Source organism: Anaerorhabdus sp. (assembly GCF_036637135.1).
In the GTDB taxonomy this organism is placed as follows: Bacteria; Bacillota_I; Bacilli_A; order Erysipelotrichales; family Erysipelotrichaceae; genus Anaerorhabdus.
Genome location: NZ_JAVWNC010000061.1, coordinates 1 through 11,068 on the forward strand (window position 1 = coordinate 1; position 11,068 = coordinate 11,068).

General features: G+C 34.3%; 10 protein-coding genes and 6 tRNA genes. 7 read left to right on the forward strand and 9 right to left on the reverse strand.

The genetic code is table 11. From position 1 onward, the window contains the following. Positions 1–50: 50 nt before the first annotated feature. The 7 genes from RR643_RS09710 to RR643_RS09740 all read right to left on the reverse strand — a co-directional run bounded on the left by RR643_RS09710 (position 51) and on the right by RR643_RS09740 (position 7,857). The gene (locus RR643_RS09710) at positions 51–1,484 is read right to left on the reverse strand and encodes an oligosaccharide flippase family protein (protein WP_332483093.1); all 1,434 of its coding nucleotides are present in this window, start codon (positions 1,482–1,484) and stop codon (positions 51–53) included. Positions 1,485–1,569: 85 nt separating this feature from the next. Next, the gene (locus RR643_RS09715; RefSeq protein WP_332483094.1) at positions 1,570–2,841 is read right to left on the reverse strand and encodes an ABC transporter permease; all 1,272 of its coding nucleotides are present in this window, start codon (positions 2,839–2,841) and stop codon (positions 1,570–1,572) included. Continuing rightward, complete coding sequence (locus RR643_RS09720; protein WP_332469829.1) at positions 2,825–3,550, reverse strand: ABC transporter ATP-binding protein; 726 nt, start codon at positions 3,548–3,550, stop codon at positions 2,825–2,827. The genes RR643_RS09715 and RR643_RS09720 overlap by 17 nt, the downstream gene beginning before the upstream one ends. Then, positions 3,547–5,175: an efflux RND transporter periplasmic adaptor subunit gene (locus tag RR643_RS09725; protein ID WP_332483095.1), complete on the reverse strand. Its 1,629-nt coding sequence runs from the start codon at positions 5,173–5,175 to the stop codon at positions 3,547–3,549. Before RR643_RS09725 ends, RR643_RS09720 begins: the two co-directional genes overlap by 4 nt. Positions 5,176–5,274: 99 nt before the next feature. Next, positions 5,275–6,054 carry a type III pantothenate kinase gene (locus RR643_RS09730; RefSeq protein WP_332483096.1) on the reverse strand — a complete coding sequence of 260 codons (780 nt, stop codon included), beginning with the start codon at positions 6,052–6,054 and terminating at the stop codon, positions 5,275–5,277. Next, positions 6,038–7,237 carry a bifunctional phosphopantothenoylcysteine decarboxylase/phosphopantothenate--cysteine ligase CoaBC gene (coaBC, locus tag RR643_RS09735; protein WP_332483097.1) on the reverse strand — a complete coding sequence of 400 codons (1,200 nt, stop codon included), beginning with the start codon at positions 7,235–7,237 and terminating at the stop codon, positions 6,038–6,040. The genes RR643_RS09730 and coaBC overlap by 17 nt, the downstream gene beginning before the upstream one ends. A gap of 2 nt (positions 7,238–7,239) precedes the next feature. After that, positions 7,240–7,857 carry an ECF transporter S component gene (locus RR643_RS09740; RefSeq protein WP_332483098.1) on the reverse strand — a complete coding sequence of 206 codons (618 nt, stop codon included), beginning with the start codon at positions 7,855–7,857 and terminating at the stop codon, positions 7,240–7,242. A 179-nt stretch (positions 7,858–8,036) separates the two neighbouring features. On the opposite strand from RR643_RS09740, the gene yfcE reads away from it, so the two are divergent. Next, complete coding sequence (yfcE, locus tag RR643_RS09745; protein WP_332469834.1) at positions 8,037–8,567, forward strand: phosphodiesterase; 531 nt, start codon at positions 8,037–8,039, stop codon at positions 8,565–8,567. Positions 8,568–8,589: 22 nt separating this feature from the next. Here yfcE and alr read toward each other — a convergent pair whose 3' ends face one another. After that, positions 8,590–9,696 carry an alanine racemase gene (gene alr, locus RR643_RS09750; RefSeq protein ID WP_332483099.1) on the reverse strand — a complete coding sequence of 369 codons (1,107 nt, stop codon included), beginning with the start codon at positions 9,694–9,696 and terminating at the stop codon, positions 8,590–8,592. A 9-nt stretch (positions 9,697–9,705) separates the two neighbouring features. Beyond that, on the reverse strand, positions 9,706–10,134 hold the full coding sequence (locus RR643_RS09755; protein WP_332469836.1) for a hypothetical protein: 429 nt from the start codon (positions 10,132–10,134) through the stop codon (positions 9,706–9,708). Positions 10,135–10,288: 154 nt separating this feature from the next. Between RR643_RS09755 and RR643_RS09760 the strand changes: the two genes are divergently transcribed. The 6 genes from RR643_RS09760 to RR643_RS09785 all read left to right on the forward strand — a co-directional run bounded on the left by RR643_RS09760 (position 10,289) and on the right by RR643_RS09785 (position 10,907). Next, positions 10,289–10,364: transfer RNA gene (locus RR643_RS09760), tRNA-Val, on the forward strand. Positions 10,365–10,424: 60 nt separating this feature from the next. Beyond that, positions 10,425–10,500: transfer RNA gene (locus RR643_RS09765), tRNA-Thr, on the forward strand. Between the two features lie 13 nt (positions 10,501–10,513). Next, positions 10,514–10,598, forward strand: a tRNA-Tyr gene (locus RR643_RS09770). A gap of 65 nt (positions 10,599–10,663) precedes the next feature. Continuing rightward, positions 10,664–10,739 (forward strand) — tRNA-Gln (locus RR643_RS09775). 13 nt (positions 10,740–10,752) lie between these two features. Next, positions 10,753–10,828: transfer RNA gene (locus RR643_RS09780), tRNA-Lys, on the forward strand. Positions 10,829–10,833: 5 nt separating this feature from the next. Then, positions 10,834–10,907, forward strand: a tRNA-Gly gene (locus RR643_RS09785). The last annotated feature ends 161 nt before the right edge of the window (positions 10,908–11,068 follow it).

Consider the following 11,068-nt stretch of genomic DNA (forward strand, 5'->3'; position numbering starts at 1 on the left):
TAATAGCCCTTATAGGGTTAAGTCAGAACCACGTGTTTTACACGTGGAAGCTATTTTGAGTTTTTGAACAACTTAATAGGTAATTCACGGAGTAGTGGCGCTTTAAATAAAAATAAAATAAGTAAATATGTAAAACCACCTGCTGCTATTTGTATGAGATTAACTAGAAAGCTAGATCCTAAAAATCCAAGATAATGGGCGGGTATAAACATAATAAAAGATGCAAACAAAATTAATAAAAGTTCATTTGATTGAAAGTTGAACTTAACTTTCCCTCTAATAAAATAAAATTGTATTAATGTAACACTTAATTCAGCGATGACGGAGCCAATTATAGCTCCATATACACCATAAGTAGGTATAAGAGACCAGTTGATTAAGAAATTCAATATAGCTCCAACGACAACTGAGATTGTGTATGACTTGGTGTCGCCAGTGGGGACAAGGTATTGAGTTCCAAAAACATTACTTAAAGAGATAAATAAAATGATGGGAGAGGTACATTGAATCAATAAACCTACGGAATGATAAGAAACAGGTAGAAACCAATCCACAAAATTTTGAATCATTGCATTGATACCGAATATCATCGGAATAGATAAGTACAAAGCTAATCGGAAGGTTTTGTTTAAATAATTATGAACGGATTGGGTATCTCCTTTATGAAAAACATTTGATACTCGTGGAAGCATAACTGTTCCGATTGATGTGATAAAAAACAAGAACATTTTAACAAACTTTTGCGTTTGTTCATAAAGATTTAACTGTTCGAAAACAGGACCTAATGTTTTTAGCATAGTAATATCTAGGATGGAATAAACACTAATTGCGATTTGAGGAATAAATAACGCGATATTTGGTTTGATATGTTTTACTACACCTTGAAATGATATTTTCTCAAAGTGGATATATTGCTTGAGTTGAAACCACATGATGATTTGTCCGGCAACACCAGTACAAACATTAATTAAAACAAATGTTAATAGATCATTCTTATTCTTAACTAAAGTAAAAATAAGGATTACCCCGATGATTTTAACAAACATATTTCGTATAGATGCTTTCTTAAAGTCTTCTACTCCATAGAAAAACCAAGTGATATCAAGAGCAACACTCAATAATGAAATTCCTTGAATAAGAAGAATGGTTTGATATCGATCACCTATAACAATCATATAAAGGAAAAACATAAGTGTCGCAAGGAGCATACTGAAAAATTGCATAGTAAATATTTCTAGAAATGTTTTTGATAACAATGATTTGTCATCGCGAACTCTAGCAATTTGGCGATTTCCATAAATATTAATTCCCATAATACCAAACAAGACAAACCACTGAATCGTATTGGCTGTAGCTGTGTTGATTGATAAAGTATAGTCACCTAAAACACGAGTTGTATAAGGTGTGATAATCAAAGGCATGATAATAATTAATATTTGGTAAAGTACACTATAAATATAGTTCTTAACAATTTTTCTTTCCATAAGATTCACTTTCTATGGGTGTATTTAAAAAGGTATCAAAAATGATACCTTAATTATAGTTTAACAAAAAGTAAATGTCTAAATTTTATTCATACCTTAAAGCATCAATTGGATCCATTTTAGCTGCTTTGTTTGCGGGATAATAACCAAAGAATACACCAATACTCATACTAAAGAGTACTGAAATAATACATGCGCTAATACTTGTTTTCGCGGGATATCCGAGTAATGATGAACCAAATGAACCAAGGATAACACCTAGTGATAATCCTATAAGTCCACCAATTAAGCAGATAACCATTGATTCTACAATGAATTGCAATCGAATGTTTCTGTTGGTTGCACCCAATGCCTTCCTTGTTCCAATTTCTCGTGTTCGCTCTGTTATTGAAACTAACATAATATTCATTACACCAATACCACCTACAAGTAAACTAATGGCGGCAATTGCTGCAATGGCGAGTGTAATGGTTGATAACATACTTGTCATAGATTCTAACATGCTTTCCATATTTGATGCTGAAACTGTATAGGAATCATTAAGGGTATAGTAACTTTGAAAAAATGATTTTGTTTGATTTAAAAAAGTAGTACTATCAACATCATGATTAGCCATGATGGTAAAACTGCTATATCCATCTTGAGCATTCGTATATTTTTTTACAGTTGTAATGGGCAAGTAACAATCAGTTGTGATGGAAGAAGAACTCAGTACTTGTCCACTTGTATCGTAATGATAAACACCTGCAATTGTAAATGTCTTTGAGAATCCGTTTAATGAAATTTCGATAGTTTGCCCGATTGCATTTGCGCTAGAACCAAATACATCAGTTGCGAACTCGTCGGATACAGTACAAATTAATCGTTCTTGATCAAGGTCATCTTGATTGATGAAGCGTCCTGTAATTAACTCAATGTTATTGACGACTAAGTAATCGGGGTTAACACCTATTAAATTAACGGTTGCTGAATTTTGATTCTCCGTGATTTTTGCTTGCGAAGCATTTTCGGATAATGAGATAGCTTTTACATCTTTTGCAAATGCCGTGCGATACTCATCAATCATTGTGTTTGAAATTAAATCTTCATCTGAATAAGTTTGCTTAGAAAACATCCGAATTGAAGTACTTTGGTTAGAAGTATTGGTGGAGTTTTTATCAACTAAAGAAACATTAACATTTTGTATACCAAAACTTGACATGGAGTCAGTGATGGATGAAGTCATTGAATTACCTAGAGTTACAATTGTTATGACAGCGCTTATACCAATAATGATACCCAGCATGGTTAATAACGCACGCATTTTATTTACTCGTAAACTTTGTAATGCAAGAAGTATATTATCCCAAATGTTCATGAGCACCTTCTCCAATACAATCGTTGATTATTCTTCCGTCTTTTAGTGTGATAATTCGATCAGTTTCTTTTGCAAGTTCTTGACTATGCGTGATGAGTACAATTGACATATTTTTTTCTTTGTGAAGTTTATGAAATAAATCCATGATGGATCTAGATGTTGATGAATCAAGTGCACCAGTCGGTTCATCAGCGAGTAGTAAAGTAGGGTTATTACTGATTGCACGAGCTATTGCAACACGTTGTTTTTGTCCACCTGATAACTCGTTGGGTTGATGTTTCATCCGGTCTTTCATACCTACAAGTTCAAGTAATTCTTGGGCGCGTTTGTTACTTTCTTTCTTACTCATACCAGCATATAACATAGGTAATTGAACATTTTTCAATGCTGATAATTTCCCGATTAGATTAAAAGTTTGAAAAATAAATCCGATTTTTGCGCAACGGATATGTGATATTTCGTTATCTTTTACTTTGGATATTTGAATGTTATCTAGTGTATATTCACCCTCAGTTGGTCGATCAAGTGCACCAATAATATTCATTAGTGTTGATTTACCACTTCCAGATTCACCAACAATTGCGACAAATTCACCAGGGTAGATTTTTAAGTCTAAACCATGTAATATTTCTAACTCATTGGGTTTGCCTACGAAATATCGCTTTATGATGTGGTCGAGTTGAATGATAGGAATTTGTTGTTGTATCATGGGCGATTACCTCGCTCTTGAGGCATATCGCCACTAGACTCAGTAATTATTACACCACCGCTTGGAGCTCCAGGAACACTCATTTCTTGTGAGAAGTTTGTGTCGGTATCATTAACAGTGGCTTCCTCTTCTTTTGCACTTGCACGTACTTCTAATCCTGCTTCGACATTAGGTCCAGATATTTCAGCTAGATAATCTGTTTTATTACCGACGGTAACTTCTTTAGCTTCAAATTCACCCTTGTCATTTTTAACATAGATAACACTTGTACCATCTTCTTTTTCTTCGATTGCATCAAGAAGTACAGTGAATACATCGTCAGTTGATGATATCAAGATTTCTACTTTTGCACTCATACCAATAAGTAAATCACTGTTTGATGATGTAATTTCTACTTCAACTTGAAATCCACTAGATGAACCGTTTGAACCAGCTGTTGCGGTAGGAGAAATTTGTGTAACGGTACCGGTTAATTCTTCATCTACTGCATCACTAGTGATTCTTGCACTCATACCTACTGAAATCTTTTGGATATCATATTCATCGATTGAAAATGCAATTTTTAATGAATTGGTATTTTGTATTGTTGCGATGGTACCGGTTGCTTTACTACCTACGGTTGCGTTAAGTGATGTAACTTTTCCGCTTGTTTTTGCTTTAAGTGTGTAATCTTCTAATTGTTCAAGTAAGTCATTTAATTCTGTTGTTGATGATGAATTTGATGTTAAAGTTTTATATGTTTCATTGACTTTCGCATCAGCAGTACTGAAATTTTCTGAAAGCTTTGTTAATTGTGAATTTGCATTTTCATAAGCAGCTTTAGTTGATGTCATCTCATTATACAGAGTTTGGAAATTCGAATTATTTTTTGCTTGGTCTAAGTTATTTTTTGCTGTTTCATACTCTTGTTTTGCTAAATCATATTCATTCTTAGCGGTTATATATTCTGTGTATTCATTAGATGATGTAGAATCGCTACAATCGGATAAATATCCTTTAGCTAAACAAGCACCTTCTTTTTGATTTAAGTTAATACCTTTGGTTTGTAATGTTGATTCAGTGGTATTAAATAAATTTTGTTGGGTATTGATTGAACTCTCTACAACTTGGTATTCACTTAGTGCTTTTTGATAAGCAGTGTAATAGTTGTCCGTTGTTGTTTTTTGTGTGCTTAAACTGTTCCATGCTGATTCTTTAGCGGCTAATGCGTTATCATAATTTGTTTGATTTGTTTCCTTGCTTGTCGTTTGTGTTTCTCTTGCCTTGTCGATCTTCTTTTGTAAGTCGGATGAATCAAGCGTGCAAATAACATCACCCTCTTCGACGGTGTCACCAACATTTACGAGCACGTTTTGAATTTCTGCTTCTGATGTAGCTGATACATTACTTGTTTCTTGACTCTCTATATTACCTGTTGCACTAACTGTTTCATCTAAACTGCCCTTACCTAAGAAAATAGTTCTTACATAATTTTCATCTAGTTGGATTGTTTGTGTTTGTTTTGCATAGACTTTGTTAAGGATGGTTGTTCCTAAAATACCTACACATAATATAGACACAAGTATCATTAAAACTCTTATTTTCTTTGGTAACTGTTGAATAACTTTAAATCTATTCTTCCTCATATAATCTCCCTCATGTTCTACTATAAGCGTAACTGAGAAATTTGATGATAAAGTGAGTTTTGTTTGAATTTTATGTGAAGAAAGCCCTAATCTAGAGGACTAGACTAAGGCTTTCTTATTTCTATCGTATATTATTTTCATTCCTCTAAAAGCTAAATCAGGAACATATTCATCAATAACATCTGTTTCTGGAAATATGATTTTTGCAAGACCACCAGTAGCGATAACTTTAACATCTTTTGTATCGAGCTCTTTTAGAATATTCTTAACAATATACTCTATTTGCCCAATATAACCATATACAATTCCTGATTGCATACCGTTGATTGTATTCTTCGCTAAGACATGATCTGGTTTTTTAATTTCTATTTCTGGGAGTTTTGCAGTTTGGTTCCATAATGCTTGTGCAGAGATTTCAATACCAGGTGATATTACGGTGTATTCAAATACTCCTTTATCAGAAACGTAGTCAAAAGTTGTTGCGGTTCCAAAGTCAATAATAAGACATGCCTGGTGATAAGTATGGTAAGCGGCAGCAACATTTACAATACGATCTGCCCCAACCTCACGAGGGTTATCTGAATTAACTTGAATTCCTGTTTTAACTCCAGGACCAATGATGGTAGGTACGCGATCTAAGTATTTAATGATGCAACTATTTAATGAGTACATCACTTTTGGAACAACACTGGAAATGATAACATCTTCAATCTGTTCGGAATCAATATGATATTTATCAAGTAAGGTACCTAAACAAATTCCATATTCATCAGAAGTTCTTGGTGTTTTAGTGGTTAATCTAAAATTACCAACTAATGTGTCTTCGTCAAAGATTCCCATTGTAATGTTTGTATTACCTACATCAATCGTTAATAACATCTATCTCACCTCTAAAGCATTCTTTTAATATTTGATATGCTAATTTTTCTTTGCTCATTAATTCTAATTCTTTGATTTCGTTTGGTCGAATAATTGTAACAACATTGGTGTTTGTTTTAAATCCAGCGCCATCAACACTTAGGTTGTTCGCAACTAACAAATCGCAATTCTTTTTAATGCATTTTTCTTTGGCGTTTTCAATTAGATTTTCAGTTTCCATTGCAAAACCACATAAGATTTGTCCTGCTTTTTTATTTTGTCCTAGGTAAGCAAGAATATCATCAGTTTTAGTTAATTCAATTGTAAGTGTGTTATCTTTCTTTTTTATTTTATTTGTGGCAGGATCAATTACTGTGTAGTCTGCAACTGCTGCAGCTTTAATGATACAATCTTGATCTTTGCTATATCTAGTTACTTCATCAAACATTTCTTTTGCAGTTTTGATTTCAATAGTTTGAATCATTGGACAAGGAGTTAAATTAGTTTCGCCAGTGATTAATAATACGTCAGCACCTAAATTGCGAGCGGCTTTGGCAATTGCGTAACCCATTTTACCACTACTGTGATTGGTAATATATCGTACAGGATCAATTGCTTCTTGAGTAGGACCAGCTGTGACTAGTACCTTTTTCCCTTGAAGAGGTTTTGGATAAAGAGAATATTCGATGGCATCTTCAATGATGCTTACATCTGCAAGTTTACCTTTTCCCTCGTCACCACAAGCTAACATGCCACTTTCTGCATCAACAATCATATATCCAAGTTGTTTGCACTTCTCAATGTTTTCAACGGTAACAGGGTTGTTTAACATGCCTGTATTCATGGCAGGACAAATGATTTTTTTACATGATGCGGCTAAGAACGTAGTGCTTAACATATCATCCGCAATGCCATGAACAATTTTGGCAATAACATTTGCGGTGGCAGGTGCAATAACAAAGGCATCAGCTTTTTTTGCGAGTGAAATATGTTGCACATTGTATTCAAAGTTACGGTCAAAGGTATCTACGCTTACACGATTTCCACTTAACGATTCAAAGGTTAAAGGAGCAACAAATTCGGTTGCATTTTTAGTCATGATGACATGTATTTCATAATTTTTCTTTTTTAAGTTACTTACAAGTTGACATGCCTTAAATGCTGCAATACCACCGGTAACTCCAATGACAACACATTTTCTCATAGTTAATTCCTTTCCATTATTGGTTTTAATGCTTTATATAACGCTGTAACAACAATTGCTGCGACAATCATTTCCGCAACACCATTGGTTGTAATCACAACCAATAATAGATTAATTAATTGTGATACAGCGACTCCTTTTGCTTGGGCATAAGGTTCACCGAAGAAAAAGGCAATGAGTCCCATAACAAGGACTGTGTGAATTAAAGTATTCACAATAGCTGTTACAGAAACGTTGAGTACAGGTTTCCATTTCAAGCGATTAAAAAACTGATACAACCATCCGCTAAAGAATCCTAAGAAGATTCTTGGACCAAACACAATCAGTAAACTTGCAAAATTACCACTTGTTCCACCAATTGATACAAAAGGTGAGAAGACAAATGACGTAATGGTTGGTTGTATAGTGTTAATGATCAAACTCATTAAACCAAATACAAATCCAACGGCAGCACCATACTTAGAGCCAAGTAAGATACCTGCAAGAATAACAGGGATGTGCAAAGTTGTAGCGCGAATGACTCCCAAAGGAATAAATCCAAGTGGAGTAAGCATCAGTACAATTTCGATTGCGATAAAAAATGCTAAATAAACAAAAGTCTTTAGTTGTTTTGATTTCATAAGTTCCTCCTATCACTTCCATTTTGGAATGCAATGAATTGAAATCGATTCTATTTTTTTGCTTTATGGTTGAATAAGAGTCCACAGATCTCTTTTCTAAAGCAGTATTATTATACAGCGTATCTTTTGAAATGTCAGTAAGTTTAAACTATAATTAAAGTATAAAAGGAGATATACATATGAAGTATTTAGTATTTTCAGATATTCATGGTTCATTAGATGCTGCAAAATTTATTCAAAAGAAATTGAGTGATGAGAAAATAGATAAATGTTTATGTTTAGGTGATTTCTTATATCATGGACCACGGAATGATATTCCTGAAGATTATAATCCAAAAGAAGTTTTCGCAATCTTAAATACACTAAAAGATAAATTAATAGGAATTCGTGGTAATTGTGATAGTGAAGTAGACCAAATGGTTTTAGAATTTCCAATGATGGATGATAATTATATTTTTATGATGGGTGATAAGAAAGTGTGCTCGACGCATGGTCATATTGCACTACCAAATGAGAAACTGGATGTTGTTTTGAGTGGACATACACATATTCCGGTAGCTATAAAAGAAAATGGTGTTATTTATGGTAATCCAGGATCGATAGCGATTCCTAAAGGTGGTTATGAAAAGAGTTATGGTATTTTAAGTGATAGTGAATTCATTGTACTAACAATGGATGAAGAAATATTGATGCAAATAGAAATAGCATAAGAAAAGGTATCCAGTGGATACCTTATTTTAATGATCGTTCTAAACGTGCGTTATTAATAGAGATTGGTTTATTATTCTTAACATATACACGGGTTAGTCTTTCGCTTAGATTTGTTAAAACTTCATAAGGAATTGTATCTAAATCTTTTGCGACATCCTGAACCGAGATATGATTACCAAAAAGTTCTACTTTTGTACCTACGGGGTAAAGTTGACTTGTGTGAATCATACATTGGTCCATACAAATTCTTCCAACAATAGGGGCTAATTCGCCATTGATGTATAGCGAACGACCTTGATTCTTACGTAACCAGCCATCTGCGTAGCCAATAGGTAGTGTTGCGATGATTTCTTTTGATGTAGTTGTATAGGTAGCACCATAACTTATGGTTTCATCTGCATCAATCTCTTTTATACATGAAATTGTAGAAAATAAAGAAAAGACTGGATGTAGAGTTTGGTCATGCGCACTAATACCGTACATAGAGATGCCGAGTCTTCCATAATTTGTAAAATCTTCATCTAAAGACAATAAAGCATCTGAATTATCACAATGAATATATTCAAAGTCATATTGTAGCGTTTTAACGCGTTCTACGAAGAGATTATACTGGCGCATAGTCATTGACTGTGTTTTATCATCAGAACACGCAAAGTGAGTAAAAACCCCCTCAGGATTGATTTCATTCTCAAGACAAAGATTCAAAGCTTCAATACATTCATCTTCTTCTTTAATACCGATACGATTCATACCTGTATCAATCTTTAAATGAACAGAAAGACCACTTACTTCTCTCTTTACTATTTCTTTTAACCAATCTAAGGAAACGACTGTTGTGGAAATGTTATGTTCTATACATAAATCGATGTCCTTTGGATCAACATAACCTAAAATTAATATCTTTTCATGACATCCTTCATTTCTTAATACAAGGGCTTCGTCCAAACTAGAAACCGCAAAAAAATGAATTCCACATTCTCGAGCAGTTTGAATAATGAATTGATCGCCACTTCCATAACCATTTGCCTTGATAACACAAATTAATTCCTTCTTTGACTTATTGAGTATATGCTCAATATTTTTTTTCAATGCATCGAGGTTAATTTCAACCCAACTTTCTCTGTACATATTAATCTCCTATACAATTCTTGAACTTATAAATGCAGCGTAAACGCCTCCGACTCTAAATAAGATACCAAGTAATGAATTGAAATTCGTACTTAGTAGGATTTTTAAGTATGTTTGGAATGCATAAATGAAGATATTAAAATCAGTGAATACACTGAATCCGAAATAACTAATCATATCTGCACCTATAAAGCATACCACAGCGCAGACAGCTCCGAGTATTGAAAATTTCATTTGTACGCCACGACCATATGTTCTAATAGCCCACCCGATTCCATAACCTATTAATAGGAATGCAACAGAAAATTCAATTCTTAACATTTGTGAAAGCCATCCGTAAGCCACCATAAGGACAATTGTAGCGACTACTCCTGCCAAAATTCCTCTTTGGAATCGTTGATTCTTAGTTAAAGCCTGTGTATTGAATACTTTTAACATTTAATTTTACCAATATATGAAACAGAAAATACTTTGCTCTGTTTACTTATATCCTTTCAACAAAAGAAGTATATCAAAAAAGTTAAAAAATTTCCATTAATGTGTTGACTTGGTTTTTTCTCTATGGTATATTAAGTAAGCACTAAAAATAAACGGAGGTTTAGCTCAGTTGGGAGAGCATCTGCCTTACAAGCAGAGGGTCGGCGGTTCGAGCCCGTCAACCTCCACCATTTTTTTTGAAGCAACAAGTTTATTATATAGAGGATTAAGAAACCGCCCTCAACAGACATGCCGACTTAGCTCAATTGGCAGAGCAATTGATTTGTAATCAATAGGTTGTAGGTTCGATTCCTATAGTCGGCACCATTTATTTAAACTTGGAGAGGTAGCGAAGTGGCTAAACGCGGTTGACTGTAACTCAATTCTCTTAGAGTTCGGCAGTTCGAATCTGCCCCTCTCCACCATTTTTCTACTCAAGACTTTCTCGGGCAGAAACATAAAGATATAAACGCGGTTAGAAGCATTTGATTGGGGCATAGCCAAGCGGTAAGGCATCAGACTTTGACTCTGACATTTCCCTGGTTCGATCCCAGGTGCCCCAGCCAATTTATTAATTTTGTCCCGGTAGCTCAGGTGGTAGAGCAACTGACTTTTAATCAGTGGGTCGGAGGTTCGATTCCTCTCCGGGACACCATCTATGCGGATGTAGTTCAATGGTAGAACTTCAGCCTTCCAAGCTGACTACGTGGGTTCGATTCCCATCATCCGCTCCAATCGTTCAATAAGCCGAATTAATCGGCTTTTTTTGTGTTTGTTTTCACCAACACCAGAATTTGTAGAACCAAAAGAAACTAGTTATCTAGTTTCCTCTTCAAAACGCCAATACATTGTATAGATATACCAATTAGCGAATATTTGCTGCTTCCAAGATTTG